The sequence below is a fragment of the Nesterenkonia alba DSM 19423 genome (assembly GCF_000421745.1).
Taxonomy (GTDB): Bacteria; Actinomycetota; Actinomycetes; order Actinomycetales; family Micrococcaceae; genus Nesterenkonia; species Nesterenkonia alba.
In genome coordinates this window covers 16,977-35,069 of record NZ_ATXP01000003.1, presented here as the reverse complement: position 1 = coordinate 35,069, position 18,093 = coordinate 16,977, and the positions used below count along the sequence as shown (strand labels likewise).

Genomic DNA, 18,093 nt, shown 5'->3' with positions numbered 1-18,093 from the left:
GGAAGTCGAGTATGAATACTTCTGCGCGTACGTCTGCATCCTCTGCCACCGTCTCCCAGCGCGCTGGGACCTTCCGGTGGTCTGTCACCGATATCGTGGTTGCCTCCACGCTCGCCGTGGCCTCCGGGGTCATCTTTTGGGCCTGGAACCTCAGCTATCACGTGGTCGGCAATCTGTTCGCCTTCTACCCGCCCATCGAAACTCTCGTCCACGGGATGTGGCTGTTTCCCGCTGTGCTCGGAGCGCTCATTATTCGCAAACCGGGGGCGGCGATCTACTGTGAAATGGTCGCTGCGAGTGTTTCCGCACTCTTGGGCTCCCAGTGGGGTCTGACGGTGCTCTCATCCGGTTTCATGCAGGGACTCGGGGCGGAACTGATTTTCCTGCTGGTGCTCTACCGACGGTTCACCTGCGAGGTCGCGATGCTCGCCGGGGCCGGGGCAGGCCTTGCCGGGGGTATCACCTACCACTGGATTGTGCCGATGTACGCCTACGCGCCACTGGAGACCCTCATCCACATCGGGTGCTTCGCGGTGTCCGGAGCGGTGATTGCCGGACTGTTGCCCTGGGTGGGCACCCGGGCTCTGGCCGCCACCGGGGTGCTGGGCCCGCTGCCCTCCCGCCGGGCACACAGGGAACCCGCACTGGCCTTTGCCCGCCGGGCATGATCCCGACTGAAACCGCAGCCACCGGGGTGCGAGCCGTCGGCGTTGAGGCCCGCAATTGGAGCTGGCAGCACCCGGACCGGGAGACCCCGGCGGTGGCGGGACTGAACCTGAGCATCCACCCCGGGGAACGGGTGCTGCTGGCGGGGCCATCGGGCGCAGGGAAGTCCACACTGCTGCATGGGCTGGCCGGAGTGCTGCCCGCCGAGGACGCCGCCGCAACCGGTGAGCTGCTGCTCGACGGGCAGGACCCCCGGCAGGCCCGCGGCCGGGCCGGACTGCTCCAGCAGGACCCCGAAACCCAAGTGGTGCTCTCCCGGATAGGTGACGACGTCGCCTTCGCCGCTGAGAATCTCGCCGTCGAGCCACAGCGGATTTGGGACCGGGTGCGTCGGTGCCTGGTGGAGGTCGGACTCAGCGACCTCGACGGTGAACACCTGCCGCTGCAGCGGCCGACCGCACAGCTCTCCGGTGGCCAGAAGCAGCGACTGGCACTCGCCGGGATCCTCGCGATGGAACCGGGACTATTGCTGCTTGATGAACCCACCGCCCACCTGGACCCCGGCGGAGGCCTTCAGGTTCGCGACACGATCATCGCCGCCATCGAGCGCACCGGGGCCACACTAGTGGTCGTCGAACACCGTCTCGATCTCTGGGTAGAGCACGTTGACACCCTCGTGATTCTCAGTCCCGGCGGCGGAGTCCACCGCAAAGTCAGTGCCGGGGCAATCCGCCAAGACGATGCGCTACGTTCCGAACTGGCGAGCATGGGACTCTGGGTGCCCGGAATCGATCCGCTGAGCACGCGTCCCCAGCACGCTGAGCCTTCAGGGCGCACTGACCGTTCCCGGCACACAGGAGGTGCCGGAGGGAAGTCCATGAGGCTGCTGGCCGGGCGGGGACTGGCTGTGTCCCGGTTCCCTCGTCCCCGGCGTCGCGGGCCTGCGACACCGGTGGCACTCAGCGGGGTCGACATCACTCTGCGCCGTGGCACAGCGGTGGGTATCACCGGGCCGAACGGGGCGGGGAAATCCACCCTGCTGTTGACTCTGGCAGGGCTACTGGAACCCCACGCCGGGGATCTGGACCCTGACCCGCACCGATGGGCTGCCGGCCAGCTCGTCTCCCGGATCGGGTTCGTGTTCCAGGAGCCAGAGCACCAATTCATCACTCGCAGCGTCGAAGAGGAGCTGGCCTTCAGTGCCCGGGCCGCTCGGGACCCGGACACAGGAGACCAGCTCTACTCCGAGGATGAGATCGCCCAACGGGTCAAGAATCTGCTGCAGCGACTACGGCTCGACCAGCTCGCCGAGGCCAACCCCTTCACCCTGTCCGGAGGGGAGAAGCGACGGCTTTCGGTGGGTACTGCCCTGGCCGCAGGGGCCCCACTGTTGCTGCTGGATGAGCCGACCTTCGGTCAGGATGCGGCCACCTTCACCGACCTCATCACCTTGCTGCGGGAACACCTCGAGGCCGGGGGAGCGATCTGCGCGGTGACGCACGACGCCGCCTTCCTCCGGGCGGTGGGGGCTGAAGAATTCGACGTCACCGATCGGATAGCGCTCCCGACGACAGCGGTACAGAGCCAGCAGCACCAGGCTCAGCAGAGCCCCGACCCCGGACTGCCGATGCTCCGCGCCGCTCAGGATGACTCCTGGCTGGGTCGACGCAGCCCCTTGGCGAAACTGGCGGCCCTGTTTCTGGTGACTGCTGCCCTGGTGGCGACGATCGACTGGGTCAGTTCGGTGGTGGTCCTCACCGTCACCGGGGCACTGCTTCCGGCGGCGGGAATCAGTCCGGCGGCCTTTGTGAAGCGGACGTGGTTCTTCGGTGTAGCGGCAGTGGTTGCCGCTTGGGGAACAGCGATCGCCGGCGAAGCCTCCGGGCGGATCCTGGTGGACCTCGGCTTCACCACGATCAGTGAAGGGTCGGTAGAACTCGGCGTAGCGATGGGCCTGCGCACTCTGGCGATCGTGTTGCCGGCGGTCATCCTCTTTTCCACCACCGACCCGACTGACCTGGCCGATGCTCTGGCCCAGCAGCTGCGACTACCGGCCCGCTTCGTCCTGGGCGCCTTGGCTGCCATGCGTCTGCTGGGTCTGCTGGCCGAACAGTGGCGCACCCTGGGCCAGGCCCGGCGGGCCCGCGGCATTCAAGGACGGTCTTTCCTCTCCCAGGTGTTCGGGCTGCTGGTCCAAGCGATCCGGACCGCAACCCGGTTGGCGGTCACCATGGAATCGCGGGGCTTCGGCGCCGGAGAACGAACCTGGGCACGGCCGGCCCAGTGTGATGGCGCTGACGCGGCGTTGGTGTTTGTGGCTGGCCTCGTGGCGGCCGCCGCGGTGACCGCCGCTGCCGCCGCAGGGACGTTGAACATCGTATGGACCTAAATACCTGTATGGACCTGAAGACACTGGCGTGGACCATGCCTCGGCCCTCACGCGTGGTGTGCAAGTGCTTCGTACCGCCAGTGTCGGCCGGGTCAGGGTCCCAACGTAGAGGTCGGTGCGAGTTCGCCGACCCGGTGGACCTCCATCACGGGGGTCTCCGCCTCATCAGAGGCGGCCAGATCCACCCACGCGTGGATGCCCCAGTCGTGGTGGCCGGCGTCGTCGTCGAGCACCTGAACTGCATGCCAGAACCCGGGGCGATCCGCCGGGTCCCGCTGCAGGTGGAAGAGTTCGCCGGAGCGGGCCTGAGCATCGGTGTAGACGTCGTCGTACTCGTCGAAGAACCGGTCCAATGCCTCAGCCCAGGCCTGCGGTGAGGCGAAGGCCGAGCCCTCGGGTTCCAGCTGGGCCAGCTGCTCTTCTTTCTCCTGGGCGAACAGTTCCGCGCGGCGGAACATAGCACTGCGCACCATCACGGTGAACGCTCGCTCATTGGCGGTGATCCCCGTGGGTGCGGCTGATTCCGGTTCCCGATGGGAAGCCAGCTTAGCCAGTTTGTCCGGGTCCTCCCCGGCGGCGAGGCGCTCCCACTCCTCCAGCAGGGAGGAATCAGTCTGGCGGACCAGTTCGCCGAGCCACTCGATGAGGTCGGCCAGCTCCTCAGAGACTCGTGCTTCGGGCACCGTCTGACGCAGCGTACGGTAAGCATCCGTGAGATAGCGCAGCAGTACACCCTCACTGCGAGCCAATCCGTAGAAGTTCACCGCGTCGATGAACGTGAAGGCACGTTCAATCATGTCGCGGACGATGCTCTTCGGCTCCAGCTCGTAATCGCCCACCCAGGGGGCGGAGGCGCGGTAGACCTCGAACTGCTGGGTCAGCAGCTCCGCCAAAGGCTGCGGATGGGTCAGCTCGTCCAGAATCCGCATCCGCTCGGTGTAGTCAACGCCCTCGGCCTTCAACTCCGCCAGCCGCTCGGATTTGATCTTCTTCACCTGGGCGCCGGTGACCTGGTACGGGGTGTCAAGGATGGACTCAATGACGCTGATGACATCCAGCGCATAAGACTCTGATTCCGGATCCAGTAGGTCCAAGGCTGCCACGGCAAAGGGCGCCAGAGGTTGATTGAGCGCAAAGTCCTCTTGGAGATCGACCGTCAGATCCACTCGGCGGCCATCGGACTCGGCGTCGTGACGTTTCTCCAGCACCCCGGCGGCCAAGAGTTCCCGCAGGATCTGAAGCGCCCGCCGCTGCAACTGCGCTTGGCGCGCAGGGGTCTCATCACTGGCCAGAATGAGCCGCCGCATCGCCAGGATGGGGTCTTCGTCCCGGTGCAGCAGGTGCAACACCATCGCATAGGTGACCCGCATACGGGAAACCATGGGCTCCGGCTCCGCGGTGATGAGCTTGTCGAAGGTCTTCTCACTCCAGGAGATGAAACCTTCAGGGGGCTTCTTCTTCGGCTTCGAGCGCATCGCCTGGCTGAGTTTCGCCTCGTCGTCACCGTGTTTGGCCCGGGCCTTCCGCAGCGCCTGCTCGTTCTCGATGACATGCTCAGGGGCCATCACCACCACGGTGCCTTCGGTGTCATAGCCGGCCCGGCCGGCACGACCAGCGATTTGGTGGAACTCCCTGGCGTTGAGCTGGCGGACCCGCTGGCCGTCGTATTTGCTCAGCGCGGAGAACAAAACCGTCCGGATCGGCACATTAATGCCCACCCCGAGGGTGTCGGTTCCGGAGATGACCTTCAGCAAACCCTCCTGGGAGAGCTGTTCGACCAGCCTGCGGTACTTCGGCAGCATGCCGGCGTGGTGGACACCCACTCCGGAGCGCAGCAACCGGTTCAGTGTCACTCCGTAGCCCTTGCTGAAACGGAAACCCTTCAACCGTGCGGCCAGCTGTTCCTTTTCCGCCGAGGACAGCAGATTCAGGCTCATCAGCCCGGCCGCTCGTTCGGCCGCCTCCCGCTGGGAAAAATGCACCACGTAGACCGGCGCCTTCCCCGAGGCCGCCAAATTTTCAAGATTCTCCAGCAGTGGGGTCGTCGAATACTCGAACTCCAGCGGCACTGGTCGGGTCGCGGAACTGACGACGACGACGTCGCGTCCGGTCCGCTCCGCGATGGTGCCTTCGAAGCGGGACGTATCCCCGAGAGTCGCCGACATCAGCAGAAACTGAGCCTGAGCCAGTTCAATGAGCGGCACCTGCCATGCCCACCCGCGTTGCGGGTCAGCATAGAAGTGGAACTCATCCATGACCACCGGACCGACATCGGCTGCCGAGCCGTCACGAAGCGCCTCATTGGCGAGAATCTCCGCGGTGCAGCAGATGATGGGTGCTTGGGCATTGACCGAGGAGTCCCCGGTGACCATTCCGACGTTTTCTGCCCCGAAGATCTCCACCAGGGAGAAGAACTTCTCTGAGACCAGCGCCTTGATCGGTGCGGTGTAGATGCTGCGTTCACCCCGGGACAGAGCGAAGAAATGCGCAGCCAGAGCGACCATTGACTTCCCCGAACCGGTGGGGGTCGCCATGATGACGTGGTGCCCAGCAGCCAATTCGATGATGGCGTCCTCCTGGGCTGGATACAGCTGAAGTCCCTGGGACTGGACCCACGTATCGAAGGCCGCAATCAGTTCATCCTCTGAGGGGAGACCCCACGAGCCGGACAATTTCTCCAAACGGGGGCGGGCACTCATCGCCGAAGGGGTCACCACCCGCGCTCACGCCATTGAGCCAGGTGTTCACGTTCAGCCCCCAGTGTGGTGGGGGCGCCATGGCCGGGGTGGATGACGGTGTCGTCGTCGTAGACGGCGAAGAGCCGATTCTCCACGTCGTCGATGAGTTGGGTGAAGTCCTGCCGGCTCCAGGTCTTCCCCACGCCCCCGGGGAAGAGGGAATCCCCGGTGAAGATATGGGTGGGACCGTCCTCCACCGGATAGACGAACGCGACTGATCCCGGAGTGTGCCCGCGCAGGTGGATGACATCGAGGCTGACGCCGTCGTAGCTGACGGTGTCACCGTGGTGCAGCCGCCGGGTGATCGTTACACCTTTGTCCGCCTCGATCGCATCGGCGTCCTCGGCCCCGGCGGCCAATTCCACGGACCCGTCGGCGAATTCCGGCAGCGCCCGGATGTGATCCCAGTGTCGATGGGTCGTCAGCACCGCCTGTAATCCCGGGGAGCAGGGCGTGTCCCCGGTGGCTTCACGGATCAGTGACCTGATCGCCTCGGCATCGTCGGCGGCGTCAATGAGCACCTGAACCCCGGACTTCTTCGCGGTCAGCAGATAAACGTTATTGCTCATCTCACTGACGGCGATGCGGCGCACGGTCAGGGCGGGGAGGTCGTGAATCAGGGAGCTTTCCGAGGACATGCCGCACAGTCTATGTGCCAGCACCACTGGACACGCCAGTGTGCAGACCGCTATGACATCAGCGACTAGTGGTTAAGGGGACAGCAGCTTCTGGGCAATCTGGCGCGCTTCGGCCAGTAGGCTGCCTCCATAGATGCGGTGGTGGGCAAAGGCTCCCTCTGCCAGGAGGAAGAGATGGTCGGCCAGCCGCTGCGGGTCTTCGATCTGGGGGAGATCCTCTTCGATGAGCTGGCGCAAACGCTCGCAGACTACGTGCTTGTGATGCCGGATGAGGGGGTAGGCCGGATGATCGGTGGCCAGTTCGGCGGCCGCATTGAGATAAGCGCAACCACGGGTCATGGTTTTGGCGTCTTCCATGTAGACATCGAAGACCGCCAGGGCGCGGGGAGCGGGGGACGCGGCGATGGCCTCCTCCAACCTGGGCCACCACCGGCGGTGCCGGTTCTGTAGGTAGGCGGCAATGAGGCCGTCTTTATTGCCGAAATTCTTATACAGAATCGGTTTGGTTACCCCGGCCTCGGTGGCGATGGTGTCCACCCCCACCGAGTAGATGCCGTATTCGTAGAAGAGCGCGGAGGCGACGTCGAGGATCTTCCACGCCCCTGGGGTGAGGCTGTCCAGATCGATGGGCTGATGGTCCACACTCACTCCTTGACTAAACAGATCTGTAACCCGTAGTTTATCCCCACAGGTTTACAGGTCTGTATATCTCTTCTCTCGTCTCTCTTCCGGCCTGTTTGAGGCTTCAGTTTAGGAGGTGTCCATGGTTCCGCTCAGTCATGCCCGTACCACCCAGCTCGCGGGCGCCGGGCTGGCGCTCATCGCTGTCTCCTACGGAATCGCCCGCTTCGCCTATGGACTCTTCGTGCCCGCCTTCCGGGCTGAATTCGACCTCACCCCCGGGCACGTTGGGCTCATCGGTTCGGTCAGCTATGCCGTCTATTGCCTCGCCATTTATCCCGCGATGATGCTCACCCCGCGCCTGGGCAGCCGCCGTCTCGCCGTGCTCGCCGGGGCACTGGCGACCGGTGGTATGGGTCTGATCGCCCTGGCCCCCACTGCCAGTGTGCTCACTCTCGGCATCATTCTGGGTGGGTTGAGCACCGGTATCGCTTCTCCGCCCCTGGCCCACGCTGTGGCATTGCGTGTGCCCCGCGACCGCCGGGACCGCACTCAGGCCATCGTGAACTCCGGGACCGGGCTGGGTGTGGCCCTCTCCGGGCCGGTGGCGCTGCTGACCCTCGAGCAGTGGAGGGGTGCGTGGCTAGCCTTCAGCATCGCGGCCCTGTTCGTCACCGTCTGGGTCGCCTTCAGTGTGCCCCGCACTCGGGAGGCCGAAGACTACACCGTGGCGGTCCGCTGGCAGGGAGGTCGACGCCGAGCGGTCAAGGACCTACTGCCCGACCCCTTATTACCAGAGGGCGGACTGAAGCTGCTTGCTACATCCTTGGTCCTCGGTGTGGGGACTGCCGCGGTCTGGGTCTTCAGCAGAGACATACTGATCGACCTCGGCGGGCACAGTGAGGCCAGCTCCACGTTGGCCTGGTCACTGCTGGGTCTGTGTGGACTGCTCGGTGCAGCCGCCGGAGACGTGGCGTACCGGCTCGGTCTCACCCGGGCCTGGATGCTTAGCTGTCTCGGCATCGCGGCGACGACGGTGCTCATCGGCATCGTTCCGCATCTCATCCTGCCCAGCCTGCTGGCCTCAGGGGTGTATGGTGCCGCCTATATTGCAGCCACCGGGTTACTGCTTATCACCGCAGCTAGTACCTACTACCATCAGCCTGCCGCCGGCGTCGGGCTCTCCTTCCTCACGCTGGCCCTCGGTCAAGCGATCGGCGGTGCTGTCCTTGGCGGTCTCATCGATACGTACTCGGTGGCGCTGGCCTTTATGGTGGCCGCCGGAGCTGTTGTCCTCTCGGCCACCCTGGCGCCGTCGAAAGTCATCAGCGCCCGCACAGAAGAGCTCACTGTACTCCGGCAGGATCAGATCGACGACCACATTGCCCGAGGGTAACCTTCCTCGGCATGTCTCGAATGTTTGTTCGATCACCTGGTGCGCAATACACTGGGTCAAGTGACTGAGACTGCCTCCGCTGTGATCGAGTCCGTGGATGAGTACTACGCGAACGCCGCCCGCCGCGCCGCACAGAATGGCGTGACCGGTAGCGCTGAAGCCGACCGAATCGTCATCCAAGGCGCACGAGAACACAACCTGAAGAACGTCAGCGCCGAACTGCCGCGCAACGCCTTCATCGTCTTCACCGGACTTTCGGGCTCGGGGAAGTCCTCGCTGGCCTTCGACACGATCTTCGCCGAAGGGCAACGACGCTACGTGGAGTCACTCTCGGCGTACGCTCGTCAGTTCCTGGGGCGAGTGGACAAACCAGACATCGACTTCATCGAGGGGCTCTCCCCGGCGGTGTCTATCGATCAGAAGTCCACGTCCCGCAACCCGCGTTCCACGGTGGGGACAGTTACCGAGATCCACGACTACCTGCGTCTGCTCTGGGCGCGGATCGGGGTGCCGCACTGCCCCGAATGCGGCGAGCGGATCGAACGGCAAACTCCCCAGCAGATCGTCGACCAGGTGCTCGCCTTCCCAGAGGGCACTCGATTTCAGGTGCTCGCACCCGTGGTGCGGGAGCGCAAGGGGGAGTTCAAAGACCTCTTCCGCGAATTGGCCGGTGCCGGTTTCGCCCGTGCTGTGGTCGACGGGGAACTCATCCAACTCAACGACCCGCCCACGTTGGAAAAGCAGTACAAGCACACTATCGACGTCGTCATCGACCGGCTGGTGATCCGCGAGGGCATGCGGCAGCGGCTGACCGATTCGGTGGAGACCGCACTGAAACAGGCTGACGGCCGGGTCGTCATCGATCTGGTCGACCTCACCGATGAGGGAGAACCCGCCAACCCCGACCGGGTGCCCGAGGGACTCACAGGTCCGAAGTACCGGCAGTTCTCCGAGAACCTCGCCTGCCCCAACGAGCACCCGTTGCCGATCGATGAGATCGAACCGCGCACTTTCAGCTTCAACTCGCCCTTCGGTGCCTGTGAGGTCTGCTCGGGAATCGGCTCCCGCCTCGAAGTCGACGAGTCCCTGGTGATCCCCGATGACACACTGAGCCTCGACGACGGCGCCATCGCGCCCTGGTCCACTGGCGCCACCACCAAGGACTACTTCGCCCGGATGATCGAAGGTCTGGCCCACGAGCTCGACTTCGATGTCCACACTCCGTGGAAGGACCTACCGAAGAAGGCGAAGAACGCACTCCTTCACGGGCGCAACTACAAAGTGACGGTGTCTTACCGGAACCGGTGGGGCCGGGAGCGCCGCTACGCCACCGGGTTCGAAGGCGTGCTGAACTGGATTGCGCGTAAGCACGAGGAAGTCGAATCGGATAACGCTCGTGACCGCTATGAGCAGTACATGCGTCAGATCCCCTGCCCGGCCTGTGATGGCCAGCGGCTCAATCCCGCTGTGCTGTCCGTGCTGGTGGCCGGGACCTCGATTGCAGAGATTGCCCGTTACCCCCTCGATGAATGCGCCGAGTTCTTCCGAAATCTGAAACTCTCCGCCAGGGACGCCACGATCGCCGAGCAGGTCCTCAAAGAGATTCTCGCCCGGCTGGAGTTCCTCCTCGATGTCGGGTTGACCTACCTGACCCTGGAACGGGCCGCAGGTACCCTCTCCGGGGGTGAGGCCCAGCGGATTCGGTTGGCTACACAGATCGGGTCCGGACTGGTGGGTGTGCTCTATGTGCTCGATGAACCGAGCATCGGACTGCACCAGCGGGACAACACTCGGCTGATTGCGACGTTGACGCGACTGCGAGACCTGGGAAACACGCTCATCGTGGTCGAGCACGACGAGGACACCATCGCTGAGGCGGACTGGGTCGTCGATATCGGACCCGGGGCCGGTGAGCGCGGTGGAAACATCGTCCACTCCGGATCCGTAGAGGCACTGACCCGCAATACCGACTCGATCACCGGAGACTACCTGGCGGGCCGCCGCCGTATTGCGGTGCCCACTACTCGGCGCGCAGTCGACCCTGAACGCAGGCTCCGCATCATCGAAGCTCAGGAAAACAACCTCCACGGGGTCAATGTCGATATCCCCCTGGGAGTTTTCCTCGGAGTCACCGGCGTCTCCGGTTCGGGTAAATCCACGCTCATCAACGAGATCCTCTCCAAGGCTCTGGCCAATAAGCTCAACAATGCGCGTCAGGTTCCGGGTCGGCATCGTCGGATCGAAGGCGTGGAGGAGCACCTCGACAAGATCATCCAGGTCGACCAGAGCCCCATCGGACGCACGCCGCGATCCAACCCGGCCACCTACACTGGCGTCTTCGATCACATCCGCAAGCTCTTCGCCGAGACCACCGAAGCCAAAACCCGTGGTTACAAGCCAGGGCGGTTCAGCTTCAACATCAAAGGTGGCCGCTGCGAAGCCTGCACCGGGGACGGCACGCTGAAGATCGAAATGAACTTCCTGCCCGATGTCTACGTGCCGTGCGAGGTCTGCCAGGGGGCCCGGTATAACCGGGAAACCCTCGAGGTGACCTACAAGGGCAAAAACATCGCTGAGATCCTGGATATGCCCATCGAACAGGCCGCCGACTTCTTCTCGGCCTTCGCGCCTATCGCCCGGCACCTGAACACCTTGGTCGACGTCGGTCTAGGCTATGTGCGGCTTGGCCAGTCCGCCACCACGCTCTCCGGCGGAGAAGCCCAGCGGGTCAAACTCGCCTCCGAGCTGCAGAAACGCTCCAACGGCCGTTCCATCTACGTGCTTGACGAACCCACCACCGGCCTGCACTTCGAAGACATCCGCAAGCTGTTGGGAGTTCTGCAGGGACTGGTGGACAAGGGCAACACGGTGGTGACCATCGAGCACAATCTCGATGTCATCAAATCCTGCGACTGGCTCATCGACCTCGGTCCCGAAGGTGGTAACGGCGGTGGCCGGATCGTCGCCGAAGGCACTCCTGAGCAGGTAGCCGCCGGGCACGCCACCACCGGCTCCCACACCGGCCGGTACCTTGCCGAGCTGCTGCAGTAGTTCTTACGACGCCGTTGCTACAGTAATCCGGTGACCACCGCAGACGTTTCTGATCTTCCCCCCGGCGGGGCCGGTGCTGACCGCCGACGCGCCCACGAAGGCATCCGCCGTGCCGGTGGCCGGGCGATCCGCTTGGCCTGCCGGCCCACGGTCACCGGGCTGGAGAACGTTCCCTCCAGCGGGGGCTTTATCGTTGCCAGCAACCACTTAAGTTTCTTCGACTCGGTGCTTATCCAGGGCATCTTTCCTCGCCCGGTGAGTTTCTTCGCCAAGGCCGAGTACTTCACCCAACCTGGCATCAAAGGCAAAGGGATGAAGCTGTTCTTTGAAGCCTTCGGATCCGTGCCGGTGGAGCGGGACAAACAGGCCGATGCGGTCAGCGCACTCCACGGACTCGGCGATATCGTCAACGCCGGGCAAGGGGTGGGGATCTATCCCGAAGGCACCCGCAGTCGGGACGGTCGGCTCTACCGGGGACGCAACGGGGTCGGATGGCTGGCCCTGGCGACCGGGGCCCCGGTGATCCCCGTGGGGCTCATCGGCACGGAGAAGCTCCAAGCGCCCGATTCGAATTCCATCCGCCTGGCACGGTTCCAGATGCGGGTGGGCCAGCCGCTGCAGTTCGAGCACCTGGGCCCTCAGCATTCTATGAAGCCTCGTAAAGAAGCCACCGAGCAGGTTATGGACGCTATCGCCGCGCTCTCCGGACAGGAACGCGCTGAAGGCTATAACACCCGGCCCACTGAGGCGGGCCACCCCTAAGCTATGGCTGATCCGGCCTCCTACCGTCCGGCTCCCGGGGAGATTCCCACCAAACCGGGGGTCTACCGGTTCATTGACCCCCACGGGAGGGTCATCTACGTCGGGAAGGCGAAGAACCTCCGGTCCCGGTTGAACTCCTACTTCACCGGGGTGCACCAGTTACACCCGAAGACCTACGCGATGGTGCACACCGCCAGCCGGGTCGAATGGACGGTGGTCGGTTCCGAACTCGAAGCCATCCAGCTGGAGTACACCTGGATCAAGCAGCACACCCCACGGTTCAACGTCATGTACCGGGACGATAAGTCCTACCCCTATCTCGCGGTCACGATGAACGAGAAGTATCCCCGGGTCCAGGTCATGCGGGGGGACAAGAAACCGGGGGTGAAGTACTTCGGTCCTTTCCACCCGGCCAAAGCCATCCGTGAGACCGTCGACACAATGCTGCGGGTTTTTCCCGTGCGCTCCTGCAGCGCTGGTGTCTTTCGCCGGGCCGAAGCCTCCGGCAGACCGTGCCTGCTGGGCTATATCGACAAGTGCTCCGCCCCTTGCGTAGGCAATATCTCTGAGGAGGACCACCGGCACCTCGCTGAGCAGTTCGTCGAGGTGATGGCCGGTCGGCCAGGTCCGCATATGCGCCGGATCGAGGAGCAGATGAAACAGGCGGTGGCCGAACTGCGGTTCGAGGACGCCGCTCGGCACCGGGACGACCTCGAAGCGCTCCGCCGGGTTTTTGAACGCAACGCCGTGGTGCTCTCAGAGGAGACAGAAGCCGATCTCTTCGCTTTCGCCCAGGACGAGCTTGAAGTCTCCGCGCAGGTTTTCCACGTCAGACAGGGGAGGATCCGAGGTCAGCGTGGCTGGGTCTCGGAGAAGGTCGAGGACCTCGACGACGCCGGTCTCGTCGAGCAACTCCTCCTGCAGGTCTACGGGGATATCCCCGACACCGAACGCATCCCCCGGGAAGTGCTAGTGCCCACCTTGCCGGAGAACCATGAGGAACTGGCGAGCTGGCTCAGCGCACGGCGCGGAGCGAAGGTCAGCCTGAGGGTTCCCCAACGCGGGGACAAAGCGGCCCTGCTTTCCACGGTGCAGGAGAACGCCGAACAGGCTCTGCAGCTGCATAAAGCCCGCCGAGCCGGGGACATCACCACTCGCTCGGCTGCGTTGCGTGAACTCCAGGAAGCCCTAGGGCTCAGCGAGCCCCTGCTGCGCATTGAGTGCTTCGATATCTCCCACACCTCCGGCACTAACGTGGTCGCCTCGATGGTGGTCATCGAGGACGGTCTGCCCAAAAAGAAGGACTACCGCCGCTTCTCCATCCGCGGTGAAGCGGCCCGGGACGACACCTCAGCGATGCGCGATGTCATCACCCGCCGTTTCTCTCGGTATCTGAAGGAACTCGCTGAATCGCAGAACCCCGTGCTGGAGGAGAGCCCCGGGGACACCGACAGCGTCAAAGAATCCACAGTGGTGGATCGTCAGTCCCCCCGCTTCGCCTACCCGCCGAGTCTCGTCGTCGTCGACGGGGGGCAACCCCAGGTCAACGCAGCCCGGGCCGCTCTCGAGGAACTGGGGTTGGAGGACATGCCGGTGATCGGTCTGGCCAAACGGCTCGAGGAGATCTGGCTTCCCCAGGATGACTTCCCGCTGGTGCTCCCGCGCAGTTCTGAGGCGCTGTACATGCTCCAACGCATCCGGGATGAGGCCCACCGCTTCGCCATTGCCTACCACCGTTCGGCACGGTCCAAGCAGATGACCCACTCCGCGCTCGACGACATCCCCGGGCTCGGTACCAAGCGACGAGCCGCCGTGGTCGCCCACTTCGGCTCGGTGGCTCAGCTCACCGAAGCCACACCGGAGCAGATCGCCGAGGTCCCCGGGATTGGGCTACACACCGCCCACAAGATCGCCGAGCATCTCCGGTCAACGGAGGACTCCTCAGGCGGTGACGCTGGCCGGCACAGGCCGGTAGAGTCGTGACCATGAGCCAGTTGACGCCGCAGAAGCCGCCGGAGAACGAGCTGCTGATCGTCACCGGCATGTCCGGCGCTGGCCGCACCACAGTGGCTCATGCCCTGGAAGACATGGGCTGGTACGTCGTCGAAGGGATGCCCCCAGAGCTCATCACCACGATGATGGACCTCATCGCCCGTAACCCGGGGTCCGTAGAGAAGCTCGCCGTCGTGCTCGATGTCCGCTCCCGCCGGCTCTACAGCAATATGCGCGAATCCCTCGCCTCCATCGAAGCTGCAGGGATCACCTACCGGTTGCTCTTCCTCGACGCCTCCGATGAACTGCTAGTGCGCCGATTTGAACACGGACGGCGTCCTCATCCGCTGCAAGGCGACGGCCGCATTCTCGATGGGATCCGGGCCGAACGGGACCTGCTCAAGGATGTGAAATCCGCCGCGGAGGTCGTCATCGACACCAGAGACCTCAACGTGCACGGTTTGGCCGCCGCGGTCAACGAACTCTTCAGTGAGGACGGACCAGTCACCCTGCGGCTGAACGTCATGAGCTTCGGCTTCAAATACGGCGTCCCAGCTGATGCCAATTTCCTCGCCGATGTCCGCTTCATCCCCAACCCCCACTGGGTGCCCGAGCTGCGCCCCTACACCGGTCAGGACCCCAAAGTTCGCGACTTCGTGCTCGTCAATGAAGGAGCCGGCGAGTTCATCGAACGCTACGTCGAAGCCCTACACCCGGTCTTGGAGGGTTACCGCCGGGAAAACAAGCACTACGCGACCCTGGCGGTGGGCTGTACTGGTGGCAAACACCGTTCGGTGGCGATCAGTGAGGAGCTCGCCCGCCGGCTTGACCAGATCCCCGGAGTGACAGTCAACGTGGTCCACCGGGACCTCGGGCGCGAATAGGAAGCTGAGGCGATGAGCACCGGACCCATCAGTTTCACCGGCCCCTTACCGACGGTCACCTCCTTCGCCGAGGCGGCGCGAGCCCCGGCCCAGCCGACTTTGCGTGTCACTGCGCTCGGCGGCGGGCACGGGCTGAAAGCGACACTCTCGGCACTGCGAGTGATCGCCGCCGAGCACCTCACCGCTATTTGTACTGTCGCCGATGACGGTGGCTCATCCGGTCGGATCCGTCAGGACATGGATGTCTTACCCCCTGGGGACCTCCGCATGGCACTGACCGCCCTCTGCGATGACACCGACTGGGGGCGCACCTGGGCTGAAGTGATGCAACACCGTTTCCGGTCTAAAGACGGCGTGGCCGGCCACCTCGATAACCACGCAGTGGGCAATCTGCTCATCGTGGCACTGTGGGAGCTGCTCGGTGATCCGGTCGACGGATTACGATGGGCCGGCGCACTGCTCGGGGCCCGGGGTCAGGTGCTGCCGATGTCCCGGACCCCGCTGACGATGTCCGGCTTGGTGACCCCCGATGAACCCGGAGCCGAGCCGGTGCGGATTGATTCCCAAGCCGAATTAGCCCGAGCCGGCCGCGGGGGCAAGCTCACCGATGTCCGCTTACATCCTGCCGACGCCGAAGCCTGCGTGGAAGCGGTCAATGCCATCGAGCTTTCCGATTGGGTCGTCTTTGGTCCGGGCTCCTGGTACACCTCGGTGCTCCCACACCTGCTGTTAGAGGATCTGCGCACCGCCCTGCAGGAGACTGAGGCTCGGCGCTGTGTGGTGATGAACCTCAAACCGGACACTGACGAGACCTGGGGGATGAGCGCAGCCGACCACCTCGAAGTTCTCGCCCACTACGCCCCGGGACTCAACATCGACGCGGTCATCGCCGACCCCCGTTCAGTGGGGGAGGAGGAGCGGGAAGCCTTCGCCGCCTCGGCCGAACGGCTCGGTGCGGAGATCACCTGGGCCAAGGTTCGCCGGCATGACCGATCAGACATCCACGACACCCTGCGGCTGGCGATCGCGTTCAACGAGGTCTTCCACCGTTGAGCAGGCTGTTCACACCGGCGTGAGCTGGGGCCGGTACTATGGCTGAGCCGGCCGCCTGCCCGATGACAACCGAAGGACCCGCACACACTATGGCGCTGACCGAATCGGTCAAAGACGAACTCGCTCGTACCGAGGTGGCTACCACCTCTGAACGCAAGGCCGAGGTATCGGCCATGCTGCGGTTCGCCGGTGGGCTCCACGTGATCTCCCGCCGCATCGTCATCGAGGCTGAACTCGACCACGCCGCCACCGCCCGTCGGCTCCGGGCTAGCCTCGCAGAGGTCTACGGGCACGGCTGTGAAGTCATCGTCGTCTCGGGCAGCGGTCTCAAACGCGGTGCCCGGTATGTGGTCCGGGTGGTGCGCGAAGGGGAGGCCCTGGCTCGGCAGACCGGGCTCATCGACGGCCGTGGCCGTCCGGTGCGGGGCCTGCCCTCGGTCATTGTCAATGGCTCAGTGGCTGACGCGGTGGCCGCCTGGAGGGGTGCTTTTCTGGCCCACGGCTCCCTCACCGAGCCGGGGCGCTCCTGCTCTTTGGAGGTCACCTGCCCCGGCCCCGAGGCTGCGTTGGCTCTCGTTGGTGCCGCTCGCCGGCTCGGCCTCACCGCCAAGGCCCGTGAAGTCCGCAGCGCCGACCGGGTCGTCATCCGCGATGCTGATTCTATTGCTCAGCTGCTGACCCGCATGGGTGCCCACCAGACTCTGCTCGTGTGGGAGGAGAAGCGGATGCGTAAAGAGGTCCGTGCCAGCGCCAACCGGCTGGCCAACTTCGATGACGCTAACCTCCGCCGCTCGGCCCAAGCCGCCGTAGCAGCGGGCGCCCGGGTGGAGCGGGCCCTGGAGATCCTTGGCGACCAGGTTCCCGAACATCTCGAGTACGCGGGCAAACTGCGGCTGCAGCATAAGCAGGCTTCGCTCGATGAACTCGGGCGGTTGGCGGATCCGCCGATGACCAAGGACGCAGTGGCCGGGCGCATCCGTCGGTTGTTGGCTATGGCGGATAAACGAGCCGAGGAACTGGGTATTCCGGACACCAACGCGAATGTTCCCGACGACGTCGTCGACTGACTCCTCAGCCCCACCAGTACAGTTTTAGGTATGCATAAAAACTGACGAAACCCTGTTATTTCACCTGTGGGTGAACAGCTCATGTCACAGTGCGTCAACCCCTTATGTCCACTGCGGGACAGTGCATAGGATGAGAGTCGGAGCGAGGCGCTGACCTCGTGAGATTCCGACCAACAGGAGGAGAGATCCATGGCCGAGTACACCCTGCCTGAGCTGGACTACGACTACGGCGCGCTGGAGCCGCACATCTCTGGGCGCATCATGGAGCTGCACCACTCCAAGCACCACGCCACCTATGTTAAGGGTCTCAATACGGCTCTGGAGCAGCTAGCCGAAGCCCGGGAGAAGGGCGATTACTCCACTACGCCGAAGCTGCTCAAAGACCTGCAGTTCAACCTCGGCGGGCACATCAACCACTCGATCTTCTGGAAGAACCTCTCCCCGGAGGGTCAGGAGCGCCCCGAAGGTGAACTCGCCGCTGCCATCGATGAATACTTCGGTTCCTTCGATAACTTTCAGGCCCAGTTCACCCAGGCCGCTCTGACGATCCAGGGTTCTGGTTGGGCAATCCTGGCCTACGAGCCGATCGGTGGCAGCCTCGTCATCGAGCAGTTCTACGACCAGCAGAATGGCGTGCCGGTGGCCACCACTCCGCTGCTGATGCTGGATATGTGGGAGCACGCCTTCTACCTCGACTACGTCAACGTCAAGCCTGACTATGTGAAGGCGTTCTGGAACATCGTCAACTGGGCCGACGTCGCCGCTCGCCTGGAGTCCGCCAAGGCCGGGGCTGGCAAGCTCGTCACCCCATGAGCTGTGCTGTGACCGCTGGCCGT

The 18,093-nt window shown here is 64.2% G+C and carries 13 protein-coding genes; 10 read left to right on the top strand and 3 right to left on the bottom strand.

Annotated elements, in window-relative coordinates; all coding sequences use genetic code 11:
- Positions 1-11: 11 nt before the first annotated feature.
- On the top strand, positions 12-668 hold the full coding sequence (locus H578_RS0103115) for an ECF transporter S component (protein ID WP_022872247.1): 657 nt from the start codon (positions 12-14) through the stop codon (positions 666-668).
- On the top strand, positions 665-3,055 hold the full coding sequence (locus tag H578_RS12890; RefSeq protein WP_022872246.1) for an ATP-binding cassette domain-containing protein: 2,391 nt from the start codon (positions 665-667) through the stop codon (positions 3,053-3,055). The genes H578_RS0103115 and H578_RS12890 overlap by 4 nt, the downstream gene beginning before the upstream one ends.
- A gap of 92 nt (positions 3,056-3,147) precedes the next feature.
- On the opposite strand, the gene H578_RS0103105 is transcribed toward H578_RS12890, so the two are convergent.
- The 3 genes from H578_RS0103105 to H578_RS0103095 form a co-directional block, all read right to left on the bottom strand.
- Positions 3,148-5,754: a DEAD/DEAH box helicase gene (locus H578_RS0103105; protein WP_022872245.1), complete on the bottom strand. Its 2,607-nt coding sequence runs from the start codon at positions 5,752-5,754 to the stop codon at positions 3,148-3,150.
- Positions 5,755-5,765: 11 nt separating this feature from the next.
- Entirely contained in the window at positions 5,766-6,431 is a 666-nt protein-coding gene (locus H578_RS0103100; RefSeq protein ID WP_022872244.1) for an MBL fold metallo-hydrolase, read from the bottom strand.
- A 72-nt stretch (positions 6,432-6,503) separates the two neighbouring features.
- Positions 6,504-7,073, bottom strand: a complete 570-nt coding sequence (locus H578_RS0103095) for a TetR/AcrR family transcriptional regulator (RefSeq protein WP_022872243.1) — start codon at positions 7,071-7,073, stop codon at positions 6,504-6,506.
- A gap of 121 nt (positions 7,074-7,194) precedes the next feature.
- Between H578_RS0103095 and H578_RS12885 the strand changes: the two genes are divergently transcribed.
- The 8 genes from H578_RS12885 (at position 7,195) to H578_RS0103055 (ending at position 18,070) form a co-directional block, all read left to right on the top strand.
- Complete coding sequence (locus tag H578_RS12885) at positions 7,195-8,448, top strand: MFS transporter (RefSeq protein ID WP_022872242.1); 1,254 nt, start codon at positions 7,195-7,197, stop codon at positions 8,446-8,448.
- Positions 8,449-8,589: 141 nt separating this feature from the next.
- Positions 8,590-11,499: an excinuclease ABC subunit UvrA gene (gene uvrA, locus H578_RS0103085; protein WP_051130768.1), complete on the top strand. Its 2,910-nt coding sequence runs from the start codon at positions 8,590-8,592 to the stop codon at positions 11,497-11,499.
- 102 nt (positions 11,500-11,601) lie between these two features.
- Positions 11,602-12,261, top strand: coding sequence for a lysophospholipid acyltransferase family protein (locus H578_RS0103080; protein WP_028463882.1), 660 nt, complete (start codon positions 11,602-11,604; stop codon positions 12,259-12,261).
- Positions 12,262-12,264: 3 nt separating this feature from the next.
- Entirely contained in the window at positions 12,265-14,244 is a 1,980-nt protein-coding gene (gene uvrC / locus H578_RS12880; RefSeq protein WP_022872239.1) for an excinuclease ABC subunit UvrC, read from the top strand.
- Between the two features lie 2 nt (positions 14,245-14,246).
- Positions 14,247-15,137: an RNase adapter RapZ gene (gene rapZ, locus H578_RS0103070; protein ID WP_028463881.1), complete on the top strand. Its 891-nt coding sequence runs from the start codon at positions 14,247-14,249 to the stop codon at positions 15,135-15,137.
- A gap of 12 nt (positions 15,138-15,149) precedes the next feature.
- On the top strand, positions 15,150-16,190 hold the full coding sequence (locus H578_RS0103065; protein ID WP_022872237.1) for a gluconeogenesis factor YvcK family protein: 1,041 nt from the start codon (positions 15,150-15,152) through the stop codon (positions 16,188-16,190).
- 89 nt (positions 16,191-16,279) lie between these two features.
- Positions 16,280-17,257, top strand: coding sequence for a DNA-binding protein WhiA (gene whiA, locus H578_RS0103060; RefSeq protein WP_022872236.1), 978 nt, complete (start codon positions 16,280-16,282; stop codon positions 17,255-17,257).
- Positions 17,258-17,446: 189 nt separating this feature from the next.
- Positions 17,447-18,070, top strand: coding sequence for a superoxide dismutase (locus H578_RS0103055; protein ID WP_022872235.1), 624 nt, complete (start codon positions 17,447-17,449; stop codon positions 18,068-18,070).
- Positions 18,071-18,093 lie beyond the last annotated feature (23 nt).